Source organism: Pseudomonas sp. PSB18, from assembly GCF_014596565.1.
GTDB lineage: Bacteria > Pseudomonadota > Gammaproteobacteria > Pseudomonadales > Pseudomonadaceae > Aquipseudomonas.
This window is the reverse complement of the sequence record NZ_NOIN01000005.1, coordinates 206,491-221,087: the sequence shown is the minus strand read 5'-3', so window position 1 is coordinate 221,087 and position 14,597 is coordinate 206,491. Positions and strand designations below refer to the sequence as shown.

12 protein-coding genes are annotated in these 14,597 nt (G+C 62.7%); 9 read left to right on the top strand and 3 right to left on the bottom strand.

The features are described from left to right. The first annotated feature begins 10 nt into the window (after positions 1–10). The 7 genes from CGA22_RS14500 to mqo all read left to right on the top strand — a co-directional run bounded on the left by CGA22_RS14500 (position 11) and on the right by mqo (position 9,929). Positions 11–937 (top strand): quinoprotein relay system zinc metallohydrolase 1, encoded by a 927-nt coding sequence (locus CGA22_RS14500; protein WP_041023121.1) that lies wholly within the window; start codon positions 11–13, stop codon positions 935–937. Positions 938–1,225: 288 nt separating this feature from the next. Next, positions 1,226–3,001, top strand: a complete 1,776-nt coding sequence (locus CGA22_RS14495; protein WP_041023120.1) for a PQQ-dependent methanol/ethanol family dehydrogenase — start codon at positions 1,226–1,228, stop codon at positions 2,999–3,001. Positions 3,002–3,296: 295 nt separating this feature from the next. Next, complete coding sequence (locus CGA22_RS14490) at positions 3,297–4,817, top strand: aldehyde dehydrogenase family protein (protein WP_041023119.1); 1,521 nt, start codon at positions 3,297–3,299, stop codon at positions 4,815–4,817. Between the two features lie 227 nt (positions 4,818–5,044). Next, the gene (gene pqqA, locus CGA22_RS14485; RefSeq protein WP_003243383.1) at positions 5,045–5,116 is read left to right on the top strand and encodes a pyrroloquinoline quinone precursor peptide PqqA; all 72 of its coding nucleotides are present in this window, start codon (positions 5,045–5,047) and stop codon (positions 5,114–5,116) included. Between the two features lie 130 nt (positions 5,117–5,246). Next, a complete protein-coding gene (gene ercA, locus CGA22_RS14480) occupies positions 5,247–6,404 on the top strand; it encodes an alcohol dehydrogenase-like regulatory protein ErcA (RefSeq protein ID WP_156996963.1) in 1,158 nt (385 codons plus the stop codon). After that, positions 6,388–7,758 carry a hybrid sensor histidine kinase/response regulator gene (locus CGA22_RS14475; protein ID WP_041024028.1) on the top strand — a complete coding sequence of 457 codons (1,371 nt, stop codon included), beginning with the start codon at positions 6,388–6,390 and terminating at the stop codon, positions 7,756–7,758. Before ercA ends, CGA22_RS14475 begins: the two co-directional genes overlap by 17 nt. 527 nt (positions 7,759–8,285) lie before the next feature. Further along, positions 8,286–9,929, top strand: a complete 1,644-nt coding sequence (mqo, locus tag CGA22_RS14470; protein ID WP_041024027.1) for a malate dehydrogenase (quinone) — start codon at positions 8,286–8,288, stop codon at positions 9,927–9,929. Between the two features lie 63 nt (positions 9,930–9,992). On the opposite strand, the gene CGA22_RS14465 is transcribed toward mqo, so the two are convergent. Then, positions 9,993–10,442 carry an Rrf2 family transcriptional regulator gene (locus CGA22_RS14465; protein ID WP_041024026.1) on the bottom strand — a complete coding sequence of 150 codons (450 nt, stop codon included), beginning with the start codon at positions 10,440–10,442 and terminating at the stop codon, positions 9,993–9,995. Positions 10,443–10,584: 142 nt separating this feature from the next. Between CGA22_RS14465 and CGA22_RS14460 the strand changes: the two genes are divergently transcribed. Beyond that, on the top strand, positions 10,585–11,478 hold the full coding sequence (locus CGA22_RS14460) for an NAD(P)/FAD-dependent oxidoreductase (protein ID WP_041024025.1): 894 nt from the start codon (positions 10,585–10,587) through the stop codon (positions 11,476–11,478). A 32-nt stretch (positions 11,479–11,510) separates the two neighbouring features. Here the strand turns inward: CGA22_RS14460 and CGA22_RS14455 are convergent, their stop codons facing one another. After that, positions 11,511–12,362, bottom strand: coding sequence for a CAP domain-containing protein (locus CGA22_RS14455; protein ID WP_041024024.1), 852 nt, complete (start codon positions 12,360–12,362; stop codon positions 11,511–11,513). A 233-nt stretch (positions 12,363–12,595) separates the two neighbouring features. Here CGA22_RS14455 and CGA22_RS14450 point away from each other — a divergent pair, with 233 nt between their 5' ends. Next, positions 12,596–13,231, top strand: a complete 636-nt coding sequence (locus CGA22_RS14450; RefSeq protein WP_041024023.1) for a hypothetical protein — start codon at positions 12,596–12,598, stop codon at positions 13,229–13,231. A 5-nt stretch (positions 13,232–13,236) separates the two neighbouring features. Here the strand turns inward: CGA22_RS14450 and mhpT are convergent, their stop codons facing one another. Continuing rightward, the gene (gene mhpT, locus CGA22_RS14445; protein ID WP_041024022.1) at positions 13,237–14,448 is read right to left on the bottom strand and encodes a 3-(3-hydroxy-phenyl)propionate transporter MhpT; all 1,212 of its coding nucleotides are present in this window, start codon (positions 14,446–14,448) and stop codon (positions 13,237–13,239) included. Positions 14,449–14,597: the final 149 nt, after the last annotated feature.

The following is a 14,597-nucleotide window of genomic DNA, read 5'->3' as shown; positions in this document are numbered from 1 at the left end:
GGAGCGCGCCATGCGCTGGATACTCTTGATCTGCTTGTGCCTGCCGGTGTGGGCCGGCGCGGCGGACTATTCGCTCAAGCCCCGGCAGATCGCCGAGGACACGTGGCTGCTGGAAGGCAGCACCGATAATTTCGCCAAGGACAACGGCGGCAACATCGTCAACACCGGTTTCATCGTCACCGATGCCGGTGTGGTGGTGATCGACACCGGGCCGTCGAAGCACTACGGGGAAGCCCTGCGCCAGGCCATCGTGGCAACCACGGACAAACCGGTGGTCCAGGTATTGCTGACCCATCATCATCCGGATCATGTGCTGGGCAACCAGGCCTTCAGCGACGTACCTATCGGCGCGCTGCCGGGCACCACGGACCTGCTCCGCCAGCAGGGCGACGCCATGGCGGAAAACATGTACCGGTTGGTGGGCGACTGGATGCGTGGCACCGAGGTGGTGCTGCCGACCCGGGCGTTGGCTCCCGGTACGCTGAAGGTGGGCAATCATTCATTGCGGCTGTTGCAACTGGCCGGGCACACCGGGGCTGACCTGGCGATCCTGGACGAAACCACCGGCGTGCTGTTCGCCGGCGACCTGGTGTTCTACGAACGGGCCCTGACCACGCCAAACAGCCCGGGACTGGAGGTGTGGCTCAAGGACCTGGACACCTTGCAGGCCTTGCCCTGGACGCTGATCGTCCCCGGCCATGGGCCGGTGGCGAGCGATACCCGGCCCTTTGCGCAGATGCGCGACTACCTGGGCTGGCTCGACCAATTGATGCGCGACGGCGCCGCCCGGGGCGACGACATGGCCGAGATGATCCGCAGCCCCATTCCCGAGCGCTTTGCCGAGATCAGCCTGAGCCGTTATGAGCTGATTCGCAGTGTCAGTCATCTTTATCCGCGGTATGAGCGGGTGGGGATGAGGCGGGTCGATGCCAAATAGCAGGGCAGGTGAAATCTGTGGCGAGGGGATTTATCCCCGCTGGGCTGCGCAGCAGCCCCAAAAATAATTCAGTCGACATAAAACCGGGGTGACTGCAGAGGGGGCTGCTGCGCAACCCAGCGGGGATAAATCCCCTCGCCACAACGGTTTGTGTGTGTCTCTTACATGTACCAAGGAACTAGAAAACTCAACACAGCGTGCAATTGTTGGCAGCGGCCCCTAGCCCAAGAATCTGTGGCAGACCGGGAAAATTTCCCGGGTATAACAATAACCGCAGAGGTAGCCGTCATGACTCATCCCGCACGTCGCCAACCCTTCGCCGTGAGCCTGCTGCTCAGTGCCATGCTGCTGTCCGGCTCGGCCCTGGCCGCCGTGACCGATCAGGAAATTCTCCAGGACCCGAAAAACCCGCAACAGATCGTCACCAACGGCCTCGGTGTTCAAGGCCAGCGCTACAGCCCGCTCGATACCCTCAATGTCAACAACGTCAAGGACCTGCGGCCGGTCTGGGCGTTCTCTTTCGGCGGCGAAAAACAGCGCGGCCAGCAGGCCCAGCCGATGATCAAGGATGGGGTGATGTACCTCACCGGCTCCTATTCGCGGGTGTTCGCGGTGGACGCGCGTACCGGCAAGAAACTCTGGCAGTACGACGCGCGCCTGCCCGATGATATCCGGCCCTGCTGTGACGTGATCAACCGTGGCGTCGCCTTGTACGGCGACCTGGTGTTCTTCGGCACCCTCGATGCCAAGCTGGTCGCCTTGAACAAGGACACCGGCAAGGTGGTGTGGAGCAAGAAAGTCGCCGACCACAAGGAAGGCTACTCCATCAGTGCCGCCCCCATCGTCGTCAACGGCAAGCTGATCACCGGCGTGGCGGGCGGCGAGTTTGGCGTGGTGGGCCAGATCAGCGCCTTCGACCCGAAAAACGGTGAGCTGCTGTGGACCCGTCCGACCGTGGAAGGGCACATGGGCTATGTCTACAAGGACGGCAAGGCGGTCGAGAATGGCATTTCCGGTGGCGAGGCCGGCAAGACCTGGCCGGGGGATCTCTGGAAAACCGGCGGCGCTGCGCCCTGGCTGGGTGGCTACTACGATCCGGAAACCAACCTGCTGCTGTTCGGCACCGGCAACCCGGCCCCGTGGAACTCCCACCTGCGTCCTGGCGACAACCTCTATTCCTCGTCGCGCCTGGCCCTGAATCCGGACGACGGCAGCATCAAGTGGCACTTCCAGAGCACGCCCCACGACGGCTGGGACTATGACGGCGTCAACGAGCTGATCTCCTTCAACTACAAGGAAGGCGGCAAGGACATCAAGGCGGCGGCCACCGCCGACCGTAACGGTTTCTTCTACGTGCTCGATCGCACCAACGGCAAGTTCATCCGTGGCTTCCCGTTCGTCGACAAGATCACCTGGGCCAGCGGCTTGGACAAGGACGGTCGGCCGATCTACAACGAGGCCAGCCGTCCGGGCGCGCCGGGCACTGAAGCCAAAGGCAGTTCGGTGTTCGTCGCCCCGGCGTTCCTCGGCGCGAAAAACTGGATGCCCATGGCCTACAACCAGGACACCGGGCTGTTCTACGTGCCGTCCAACGAGTGGGGCATGGACATCTGGAACGAAGGCATCGCCTACAAGAAAGGCGCGGCGTTCCTCGGGGCCGGCTTCACCATCAAGCCGCTGAACGAGGACTACATCGGCGTGCTGCGGGCCATCGATCCGAAGACCGGCAAGGAAGTCTGGCGCCACAAGAACTTCGCGCCGCTGTGGGGCGGGGTGCTGACCACCAAGGGCAATCTGGTGTTCACCGGTACGCCTGAAGGTTTCCTCCAGGCCTTCAACGCCAAGACCGGGGAAAAGGTCTGGGAATTCCAGACGGGCTCCGGCGTGCTCGGATCGCCGATCACTTGGGAAATGGACGGCGAGCAGTACGTCTCCGTGGTTTCGGGCTGGGGCGGCGCGGTGCCGCTGTGGGGCGGCGAAGTGGCCAAGCGGGTGAAGGACTTCAACCAGGGCGGGATGCTCTGGACCTTCAAGCTGCCGAAGGAGCTGGTGGCGAAACGCTGAGCCGAAGCAGGGCTGAGCGCTGTCTTTGTAGTGAGACAGCAACCTGTGGGAGCAAGGCTTGCCCGCGATGAAGTTGACGCGGTTTATCTTGAAACCGAGGCGCTTCCATCGCGGGCAAGCCTTGCTCCCACAGAGCAAAAGCATCGATGCCAGTTTTCTGCATTCCGACCCACAAACCTACGACCAAATAACGAGAGCCCCTCCTGCCAACGACGCATTCGTCTGGCCGGCGGGGCTCTCTACCATCGGCCTATCGCCTGTCCCGTGACAGGCATCGACCAGGCAGAGGCCCATCATGATCTACGCACAACCCGGAACCCCAGGCGCCGTCGTTTCCTTCAAACCGCGCTATGGCAACTTCATCGGTGGCGAATTCGTCGCGCCGGTGCAGGGCGAGTACTTCACCAACACGTCACCGGTCAACGGCCAGGTGATCGCCGAATTCCCGCGCTCCAGCGCCGCCGACATCGACAAGGCCCTGGATGCGGCCCATGCCGCCGCCGATGCCTGGGGCAAGACGTCGGTGCAGGACCGCTCCCTGGTGCTGCTGAAAATCGCCGACCGTATCGAGCAGAACCTGGAAATCCTCGCCGTCAGCGAAACCTGGGACAACGGCAAAGCCGTGCGCGAAACCCTCAACGCCGACGTCCCGCTGGCGGCCGATCATTTCCGTTATTTCGCCGGTTGCATCCGCGCCCAGGAAGGTGGCGCGGCCGAGATCAACGAATTGACCACGGCCTACCATTTCCATGAGCCGCTGGGCGTGGTCGGGCAGATCATCCCGTGGAACTTCCCCTTGCTGATGGCCGCCTGGAAACTCGCTCCGGCCCTGGCCGCCGGCAACTGCATCGTGCTCAAGCCGGCGGAACAGACGCCGCTGTCGATCATGGTCTTTGCCGAGCTGATCGCCGACCTGCTGCCCGCCGGTGTGTTGAACATCGTCCATGGTTTCGGTCGCGAAGCCGGTGAAGCCCTGGCCACCAGCAAGCGCATCGCCAAGATCGCCTTCACCGGTTCGACCCCGGTGGGCTCGCACATCATGAAGTGCGCCGCCGAGAACATCATCCCGTCCACCGTGGAGCTGGGCGGCAAGTCGCCGAACATCTTCTTCGAAGACATCATGCAGGCCGAGCCGGCGTTCATCGAGAAGGCGGCCGAAGGCCTGGTGCTGGCGTTCTTCAACCAGGGCGAAGTCTGCACCTGCCCATCCCGCGCCCTGGTGCAGGAGTCGATCTACGCGCCATTCATGGCCGAAGTCATGAAGAAGATCACCCAGATCAAGCGCGGCAACCCATTGGACACCGAGACCATGGTCGGCGCCCAGGCGTCCGAGCAGCAATACGACAAGATCCTTTCGTACCTGGACATCGCCCGCGAGGAGGGTGCCGAACTGCTGACCGGCGGCGCGGCCGAGCGCCTTGAGGGGGACTTGTCGAGCGGCTATTACATCCAGCCGACCCTGCTCAAGGGCCACAACAAAATGCGCGTGTTCCAGGAAGAAATCTTCGGCCCGGTGGTGGGCGTGACCACCTTCAAGGACGAAGCCGAAGCCCTGGCGATCGCCAACGACAGCGAGTTCGGCCTCGGCGCCGGCCTGTGGACCCGCGACATCAACCGCGCCTACCGCATGGGCCGGGCGATCAAGGCCGGGCGCGTGTGGACCAACTGCTACCACCTGTACCCGGCCCACGCGGCGTTCGGCGGCTACAAGAAGTCCGGCGTGGGGCGTGAAACCCACAAGATGATGCTCGATCACTACCAGCAGACCAAGAACCTGCTGGTGAGCTATGACATCAATCCGTTGGGCTTCTTCTAACCCTGGAGTCGATCGTTCCCACGCTCCGCGTGGGAATGCAGCCCGGGACGCTCCGCGTCCCCTGAAAGCCGAACGCGGAGCGTCCGTAGAGGCATTCCCACGCGGAGCGTGGGAACGATGCTACCAACGCACACCCTCCACCGCTTCGAAAGTAGCATTCGAACCCACGGCACCCCGTGCATTAATGACCTTGCCGGAATCGCCCGGTACAAGAAGAGGAAAGACCCATGTGGACTAAACCCGCGTACACCGACCTGCGTATCGGCTTCGAAGTGACGATGTACTTCGCCAATCGATGAGTGTCGGCCCGGCCTGAGGTGTTCAGGCCGGGCTACCCATTGGTCTGATTGCATTACCGGCGGGATGCTTTAGGCTCAAGGCTTCAAGACAATAAAAACAGGCTTACCGATGAGCCACGCCCCTGAAAAGATGAGCCTCAGCCCGCTGCGCAAGTTTGTCTCGCCTGAAATCATGTTCGGCGCCGGGTGCCGGCACAATGTCGGCAATTACGCCAAGACCTTCGGTGCCCGCAAGGTGCTGGTGGTCACCGATCCCGGAGTGATCGCCGCCGGTTGGGTCGGTGATGTCGAGGCCAGCCTCCAGGCCCTGGGGATCGATTACTGCATCTACAGCGACGTTTCGCCCAACCCCCGGGTCGAGGAAGTGATGCTCGGTGCCGAGCTGTACCGGGAAAACCACTGTGACGTCATCGTCGCGGTCGGTGGCGGCAGCCCTATGGACTGCGGCAAGGCCATCGGGATCGTGGTCGCCCATGGCCGCAACATCCTCGAATTCGAAGGCGTCGACACCCTGCACGTGCCCAGCCCACCGCTGATCCTGATTCCCACCACCGCCGGCACCTCGGCCGATGTCTCGCAGTTCGTGATCATCTCCAACCAGCAGGAGCGCATGAAGTTCTCCATCGTCAGCAAGGCCGCCGTGCCGGATGTCTCGCTGATCGACCCGGAAACCACCTTGAGCATGGACCCGTTCCTGTCGGCCTGTACCGGTATCGACGCATTGGTGCACGCTATCGAGGCCTTTGTTTCCACCGGTCACGGCCCGCTCACCGACCCCCATGCGCTGGAGGCAATGCGGCTGATCAACGGCAACCTGGTGCAGATGATCGCCAACCCGGCGGACGTCGCCCTGCGGGAAAAGATCATGCTCGGCAGCATGCAGGCCGGGCTGGCGTTTTCCAATGCCATTCTCGGCGCCGTGCACGCGATGTCCCACAGCCTGGGAGGCTTCCTGGACCTGCCCCATGGTCTGTGCAACGCGGTATTGGTGGAACATGTGGTGGCGTTCAACTACAACTCGGCCCCGGACCGCTTCAAGGTGATCGCCGAGACGCTGGGGATCGATTGCCGTGGATTGAATCATCGGCAGATCCGCACCCGATTGGTGGAACATCTGATCGCGCTTAAGCACACCATCGGTTTCCACGAAACCCTGGGCCTGCATGGCGTGAGCACTTCGGATATTCCTTTCCTGTCGCAGCATGCGATGGATGATCCGTGCATCCTCACCAACCCTCGGGAGTCGAGCCAACGGGATGTCGAGGTCGTCTATGGCGAAGCCCTCTGACGAACAGCAAAAGGCCCTGGCCGGGCTGCTGGGGCTGGGCAATCATTCGACCCGCAAGAGCCATTACCCCGAACTGGCGGCGCGTCTCGAAGACCTGGAACTGGCCCGCCAGCGCCTGCAACAACTCAACGATCAGTTGGAACAGCGGGTGGCCGAGCGCACCGATGAACTGCTGGAAGCCAATCACAACCTCCAGCAGCAGATCGCCCAGCGCAAGCTCGTCGAGCAGCAGTTGCGCGACGCCCGCGACGCTGCCCAGGCCGCCAACCGCAGCAAGGACAAGTACCTGGCCGCTGCCAGTCATGACCTGCTCCAGCCGCTCAACGCCGCGCGCCTGCTGATCGCCACGCTGCGCGAGCGCCCGTTGCCGAGCGCTGAGCAGGTCCTGGTGGAGCGTACTCACCAGGCCTTGGAGGGCGCGGAAGACCTGCTCACCGACCTGCTGGACATTTCCCGGCTGGACCAGGCCGCGGTTCGCCCGGACGTTGCGTCCTATCGACTGGACGAGTTGCTGGCACCGTTGGTTTCGGAGTTTCAATCGGTGGCGGGCGCTGCGGGGCTGGAGCTGCGTGCGCGTTTCGGCGATGAAGTGGTCATGACCGATCTGCGTCTGCTGACGCGCATCTTGCGCAACCTGCTGAGCAACGCCTGCCGCTATACCGACCAGGGCGGCATTCTCCTGGCCGCCAGGCGCCGGGGAGGGCGCTTGAGCCTGGAAGTCTGGGACACGGGACGCGGCATCGCTGCCGACTGCCTGGAATCGATTTTTCTCGAATTCAACCAGCTGGACGTGGGCCGGGCGGCGGACCGCAAAGGCGTGGGGTTGGGGTTGGCGATCGTCGAGCGGATCGCCCATATCCTTGGTTACCGGGTCCAGGTGCGTTCCCGGCCGGGGCGCGGCTCGGTGTTCAGTATCGAAGTGCCGCTGTCGGATGAAAAACCCTTGCCCCTGTCCGAGACGCCCGTGCAGGCAATGACCGGCAACCCGTTGCCCGGCCGCCGGCTGCTGGTGATCGACAATGAACTCAGCATCCTGCAAAGCATGGCCGCGTTGCTGGGGCAGTGGGGCTGCGAAGTGCTGATCGCCACCGACGAAGCGGCCGCTATCGACGTGCTGCAGGGCCACGCCCCGGAGCTGATCCTGGCGGATTTCCATCTGGATCACGGGGTGGTCGGCTGCGAAGTGATCAAGCACCTGCGCGAGCATTTCCACCAGACCATCCCGGCGGTGATCATCACCGCCGACCGCAGCGACCAATGCCGCCGTGCTCTGCGCAAACTGAACGCGCCGCTGCTGAACAAACCGGTCAAGCCGGGCAAGTTGCGGGCGGTGTTGAGCCAGTTGCTGGGATAGCGTCCACCGCAAACCTCTGTGGGAGCGAGCCTGCTCCGGGCGGCGATCCGACGATAGCAGTGGGTCAGCTTGCATTGATGTCGGGCATGCCACCGTCATCGCGAGCAGGCTCGCTCCCACAGGTTTTTGCACGTAACCCCCGCAAATATTTTCGGGCCGAGGACCGGCTGCTGGGCGGCGAACAGCGCCATCAAAACGCCGCCATTTGGTCGGCGTTTTCGCCCTGAATGTAAAAAGAGGCTTCGGTCTGCTTATTTCATTATGTAAACTCCCCCCCGCTGCGACAATCGGGCACGGCCACGCCAGCCCGATCAACACCGTTTTGCAGTGTCCCTCACCCAGCTGAAGCCAAGACCTACAAGAAGTCAGTGCCGGAGAGACATAAACGAGGCCGCTGTATTGCGCGGCCCCTGTAGGTCCATCCTCCAGTCCATTCGAACCAGACACGCTGGCGTTGCCGGCCATGGGCGTGATCTATCCTTGAACAGACCGGAGGGCGGAATGGCGTTCATCCTAGGGATACACACATGTTGAAGAAAACACACACGGCGCTACTGGGCCTGGCGATGGCGATGGGTCTTGCGACCACGCACGCCGCCGAGGCAAAAAAAGTGGACGTCCTGCTCATTGGTGGGGGCATCATGAGCTCGACACTCGGCGTCTGGCTCAATGAGCTGGAGCCGGGCTGGACCATGGAAATGGTCGAGCGCCTGGACGGTGTTGCCGAAGAGAGTTCCAACGGCTGGAACAACGCCGGTACCGGTCACTCCGCGCTGGCCGAGCTGAACTACACGCCGGAAGACAAGGACGGCAAGGTCGAGATCGCCAAGGCTATCGAAATCAACGAAGCCTTCCAGATCTCCCGTCAGTTCTGGTCCTGGCAGGTCAAGAACGGCGTGCTGAAGAACCCGCGCTCGTTCATCAACTCCACGCCGCACATGAGCTTCCTGTGGGGCGACGACAACATCGCTTTCCTGAAGAAGCGCTACGAAGCCCTTCAAGCCAGCCCGTTGTTCGCCGGTATGCAGTACTCCGAAGACCCCGCGCAGATCAGCAAGTGGGTTCCGCTGATGATGCAAGGGCGTGATCCGAGCCAGAAAGTCGCGGCCACCTGGAGTCCACTGGGTACCGATGTGAACTTCGGCGAAATCACCCGCCAGTTTGCCGCTTATCTGCAAACCAAGCCGAACTTCTCGCTGAAACTGTCCAGCGAAGTGGAAGACATCACCCGCAATGAAGACGGCACCTGGCGCGTGTCCTACAAGAACCTGAAGGACGGTACCGAAACCGAGACCGACGCCAAGTTCGTGTTCATCGGTGCTGGCGGCGGTGCCTTGCACCTGCTGCAGAAGTCCGACATTCCGGAAGCCCGCGAATACGCCGGCTTCCCGGTGGGTGGCTCGTTCCTGGTGACCGAGAACCCGACTGTCGCCCAACTGCACCTGGCGAAGGCCTACGGCAAGGCTTCGGTTGGCGCGCCACCGATGTCGGTTCCGCACCTGGACACCCGCGTGCTCGATGGCAAGCGTGTGATCCTGTTTGGCCCGTTCGCGACGTTCTCCACCAAGTTCCTGAAGAACGGTTCGTACTTCGACCTGCTGACCAGCACCACGACCCACAACGTCTGGCCAATGACCAAGGTCGGTATCGAACAGTACCCACTGGTCGAATACCTGGCCGGCCAGCTGATGCTGTCCGATGAAGATCGTTTCAACGCGCTGAAGGAATACTTCCCGGAAGCCAAGCAGGAAGACTGGCGCCTGTGGCAGGCCGGTCAGCGCGTGCAGATCATCAAGCGTGACGAAGAGAAGGGCGGCGTCCTGAAGCTCGGCACTGAAGTGGTTGCCTCCCAGGACGGCAGCATCGCCGGCCTGCTGGGTGCCTCGCCAGGCGCTTCGACCGCCGCACCGATCATGCTGACTGTGCTGGAGAAGGTCTTCAAGGACAAGGTCGCCAGCCCGGCCTGGCAGGAAAAGCTGCACCAGATCGTGCCGAGCTACGGCACCAAGCTCAACGACAGCCCTGAGCGCGTGGCTCAGGAGTGGGCTTACACCAGCGAAGTCCTGCAACTGGACCCGCCACCGGCGATCGGCAAGCCAGGCGCCCCTGCGGCACCGGCTAAACCGGCTGCCAAGAACGACGGCAACCCAGCGGCCGACATGGCGCTGTAAACCGGACATCGTCTGGTGCTGTACAAAAACGCCGCTCATTGAGCGGCGTTTTTTATGGTGGCGTCAGTGGTGAGCCGCGGGCATGGGTGTGTCCCGGAAGCGCCGGTCGAAATCTTCCGCCAATTGCGCCAGGGTAATACTGCCCAAACGCTTGAGCAGCAACGCCTGGGCCTCATCGAAAGCGTCCGTCAACGCCCCGTTGACCGCCTGTTCCACCAGGCATTGCGGGTGATCGGTGGACAGGCCGATGGAGAAAATCGAGGTACTGCCCAAGGCCTGGTGGATGTCGAGCAGAGTCATGTCCGACAGGGGCTTGCTCAGGGTCCAACCGCCTCGATGACCTTTTTCCGAGGTGACATAGCCCTGTTCCTTGAGCAATGCCATGGTCCTGCGTACCACCACCGGGTTGGTGCCCAACATCTGGGCAATGGTGTCCGAGGTGGCGGATTGTTGGTGGCGGTCCATGTGGATCAGGACGTGGAGCATGCGGGACAGGCGGGTGTCGGTTCTCATGAGGGACGTTGCGTTCTGTGGCTTCGGCGAGTGCGAGTATCGCCTGTAATGGCAAAAGTTACGAGATCGTTGACAGGTGCTTTTCAAGGAACTTACGATGTGTCGAGACTTTCATCCGTCGACACATCCCTGGAGATCGATCATGCACTACGACGTCATCATTGCAGGCGGCAGTTACGCTGGTATGTCCGCAGGGCTTCAACTGGCCCGCGCCCGGCGCAAGGTGCTGGTGATCGACGCCGGCCAGCGTCGCAACCGGTTCGCCGCGACCTCCCACGGCTTTCTCGGCCAGGACGGCCGGGCGCCCGCTGACATCGCCGATGACGCCCGTGCCCAGCTCATGGCCTATTCCACCGTGGAGTGGCGCTCGGACACTGCCGTCAGCGCCGTTCCCGAGGCGGGTGGTTTCACCCTGGAGACCGCCCAGGGCCAACGCTATAGCGCTCGGCGCCTGCTATTGGCCACGGGGGTCATCGATGATCTGCCGGCGGTGGACGGGCTGACGGAGCGCTGGGGCAAAAGCGTCTTCCATTGTCCTTACTGCCACGGCTATGAACTGCAGCAAGGCCCTATTGGCGTGTTGGCTACTTCGGAAATGTCACTGCACCATGCGCTGATGCTCCCAGACTGGGGTCCCACCACGTTCTTTCTCAATGGCGCATTTGAGCCTGACCCGGAACAGCAGACCAGTCTTGAGCAGCGAGGCGTGGCCCTAGTGTCGGAGCGTATAGAACGCATTGAGGGGGAGCGGGCCAATGTCGTTCTGGCAGATGGCCGAGTAATTGCGATCGATGGACTGTTTGTCTTGCCGCGCACCCGCGTGGCTGGCTCGCTGGCCGCGTCCCTTGGCTGCGACCTGGAAGACGGTCCGCTGGGGGCCTTTATCCAGACCGATCTCACCCGCGAAACCAGCGTGCCAGGGGTGTTCGCCTGCGGCGATGCGGCGATGCCGTTCGGGTCGGTCGCGCTGTCCGTGGGCGATGGGGTGAGGGCCGGGTCGGGGGTGCATCGGTCGTTGATATTTGCGCAGGGGTGAGGCCGGGGCCGCTGCGCGACCCCACTGGCACTCTATTGAGTGCCGAACATGGCCGTCCAATAGATGCCTGCATCGCTCTTCGGGTCCACGGCATAACCGGCACCCAGCTCGCGGAACTGCGGGTTCATCAGGTTGGCGCAGTGCCCCGGGCTGGCCAGCCAACCGTCCACTACCTTCAGGGCGGTGTCCTGTCCGGCGGCGATGTTCTCGCCGATCAGTTGGCCCTGATAGCCGGCCAGTTCGGCGCGGTCGCCCGGCGTGCGGCCCTCGCGGTCCTTGTGGTCGAAGAAATTGTTGTTCGCCATGGCCCGGGTGTGAGTCACGGCGGCCAGGGCCAGGGTGGCGTTCCAGGAGAGCGGCGTGGTCGCCGCGAAGGCCTCGCTTCCGCACCGGCGTGGCTGGGCGCGGGCGCTATTGATCAGCTTCAGCAGCTTCTGGCCTTCGCCCTGCCAGTCCGCCAGGCGACCCGACAATAGGGGCCGCGCCAGCACAATGCGCCATTCGCGGTCCAGGCGGCTGACACCGATGTCGACGAACTGTGGGTCCAACACCACTTGGCAAAAGCTTTCCTGTACGGCTTTCATCGCCGCTTGTGCGTCGCGGGGGCCGGACAAGCTGATGGCTTGCACATTGACCATCGGATAGGCCGCGCGTGCCAGCGCTTGCTGCAGGTCGCCAATGCCGTTGGCCGACAGGATCAGCCGCGAGTCCATTGCCAGCGGCGGCAATTCCAGGGAGGCCTGGCCCGCGCAGCTTTGGGACTGGCTGCGATAAAGGTTGATGGACTCGACCAGTTGCGTCTCTTCGGTCGCCGCGGCGCCGACGGTAAACGCCAGCCCCAGCGACAGCACGGCCAGGCGCAGGATGGATGAAATGGCACGCATGTAAATCTCCCTTGAGCGGACGGCGCCTATGATGCGCAATTTTTGCCCCACTGGGGCAACGGTATTCACGCTCGTTTTGAATCCCGGGACAGTACCGTCTGGTACCGTTTGGGACAATCCTCATGTAGTGGGATCAGTTTTCTGCCGAATAAGTCCACGATTGTCGTTTCAAAGCCATAAAATCCCGAAGAATAGCCCTGCGCCAGGGGGCGTTGAAGGTAATGGGGCCCGTCATGTTGAAAGTGATCGAGCAGCAGTCCAGCGCATCGCTGCGCCAGCGGATGGAGGAGGCCGGGTGCGCCTTTGAATTCATCGTGCTTGCCCCCGAGGCTGGCGAAGTGATCACCCCGGCGCATCACCGCCAGGCCGTGGATCAGTTATTCCTCGCCATCAGGCACCTGTGGCTGGAGCGGCATCGCCAGATGATTCTCGATCCCCGCTATGCCGACATTGCGCCTCCCGAGATGCGCTGGGACCTGGACAAGGCCCGTGTCAAGTCGCTGAACCGGCAGGAGATCGGGCAACTCATGCGAACCGACCGGGAGGCGCACAATCCACCATCTTTCGCCTTGTACGAGGCCTTTTGCGAGCCGCCTTATGGCACCCGCTTCGGCGATGGCCATTCACAAGTGCTGTTCAGGGAGTGGCTCGACCTGCTCGGGCTTGAAGTCGGCGTCGAGGTGGAGGTACTGAACTGGGTCGACAATTTCAACCTCAACTGGCTGGCCAGCGATGAACCCGACCCCGCGCGGGATCCCTGGAGTGATTATTTCGACGATGGCCTGGAATGGTGGGGCGTATGGTGCCTCAGCATCTGGAACCACCGACGCCGGACACTCAGCGTGCTGGCGGCCAGCACCACGGATTAGGGCAATCAACGCGCTGCGTGCACGCCACCCAACGGCACTGCACGAACCATCACGCTGATCGCCGCCAATGCCGCGATCAACAGCCCCGGCGACGTCGCCAGCAACACCCCCGTGGTTCCCGCCCCGGCAGCCAGGATCTGTCCGGCAGCGAGGGGGCCGGCGACCGAACCCAGCCGGCCGATGGCAACCGCCGCGCCGACGCCGGTGGCGCGCACGGCCGTCGGATAAGAGGGCGGCGCCAAGGCGTACAGCACCAACTGCGCGGCCATGACAAACAGGCCGGCGCAGAATCCAGCGACGGCCGTCGGTACGATACCGACCGACAAGCCGACCCCGGCCAGGGCACTCAACAACCCGGCATAGACGAACAACACCACCTTGATCCCGTTGCAGCGGTCCAGCAACAGCCCACCGAGCAGCGAGCCGAGGGTGCCGCCGATGTTGAACAGCATCTGTACCAGCCCGGCCTGGGGCTTGCTGAAGCCCTGTTCCAGCAGCAACGACGGCAGCCAATTGAGCAGCATGTACATGACCGTCAAGGTGAAGAAATAACTCAGCCAGAGCGCGAAGGTGGTACGGCCTCGACCGTCACCGAACAACGCCTGGACAGTTGAGGCACGCGCCTCTGCGTCGACGTCCCGGGCCTGGCGAAAGGCGCTGGACTCCGGCAGCCACAGCAGCATCAGCGGCACCACCAGCAGCGGCGTCAGGCCGCCGATGAAGAACGTCATTTGCCAGTGTTCACCGAACAGCATCGCAACGACGGCCGCCAACGCGCCTCCCAGTGGCACACCCGCGTACATCACGCTGATGGCCGTGCCCCGTCGCTGTTCGCCCACGGCCTCGGCGCACAGGGCGATGAGATTGGGCAGGGCGGCGCCAAGCCCAAGGCCGGTCATGAAACGCACCAGCAGCAAGCTGGCGTACTGCTCGACATAAGCGGTGCTGAGGGAAAATACGCCGAACACCAGCACGGCGCCGACAAGGATCTTCTTGCGACCGATGCGGTCCGCGATCCAGCCTCCGAAGAAGGCCCCGGGCAGCAGCCCGATGATTCCCGCGCTGAACACCCAGCCCATCATTTTAGGGTCCAGCACAAAGGTCTGCCGCAGGCCGGCAGCCGCAGTACCCGCCGATTGCAGGTCGAAACCCTCGATCAGCGCAACGATGAAACACAAGGCGATGGTCAGCGTCGCACGACGCGTCGGATGATTCATGACAAGTCCTCTTATTGTTTTTGTCGGGGCCCGACTCTCAGCCAGCCGGAAAGCGGAATTCAGATTAACAAAGCTAACTAAAAAGTGAATCGTGTCGAGTTGGTGGGAGATTTTGTGGATATCACAAATAAAATCAGTAGGTTGAATAT

What these genes read in the sequence shown, in the direction of transcription:
- CGA22_RS14500 (WP_041023121.1), top strand. Translation starts at nt 11, where the DNA reads ATGCGCTGGATACTCTTGATCTGCTTGTGCCTGCCGGTGTGGGCCGGC.
- CGA22_RS14495 (WP_041023120.1), top strand. Translation starts at nt 1,226, where the DNA reads ATGACTCATCCCGCACGTCGCCAACCCTTCGCCGTGAGCCTGCTGCTC.
- CGA22_RS14490 (WP_041023119.1), top strand. Translation starts at nt 3,297, where the DNA reads ATGATCTACGCACAACCCGGAACCCCAGGCGCCGTCGTTTCCTTCAAA.
- ercA (WP_156996963.1), top strand. Translation starts at nt 5,247, where the DNA reads ATGAGCCTCAGCCCGCTGCGCAAGTTTGTCTCGCCTGAAATCATGTTC.
- CGA22_RS14475 (WP_041024028.1), top strand. Translation starts at nt 6,388, where the DNA reads ATGGCGAAGCCCTCTGACGAACAGCAAAAGGCCCTGGCCGGGCTGCTG.
- mqo (WP_041024027.1), top strand. Translation starts at nt 8,286, where the DNA reads ATGTTGAAGAAAACACACACGGCGCTACTGGGCCTGGCGATGGCGATG.
- CGA22_RS14465 (WP_041024026.1), bottom strand. Translation starts at nt 10,442, where the DNA reads ATGAGAACCGACACCCGCCTGTCCCGCATGCTCCACGTCCTGATCCAC.
- CGA22_RS14460 (WP_041024025.1), top strand. Translation starts at nt 10,585, where the DNA reads ATGCACTACGACGTCATCATTGCAGGCGGCAGTTACGCTGGTATGTCC.
- CGA22_RS14455 (WP_041024024.1), bottom strand. Translation starts at nt 12,362, where the DNA reads ATGCGTGCCATTTCATCCATCCTGCGCCTGGCCGTGCTGTCGCTGGGG.
- CGA22_RS14450 (WP_041024023.1), top strand. Translation starts at nt 12,596, where the DNA reads ATGTTGAAAGTGATCGAGCAGCAGTCCAGCGCATCGCTGCGCCAGCGG.
- mhpT (WP_041024022.1), bottom strand. Translation starts at nt 14,448, where the DNA reads ATGAATCATCCGACGCGTCGTGCGACGCTGACCATCGCCTTGTGTTTC.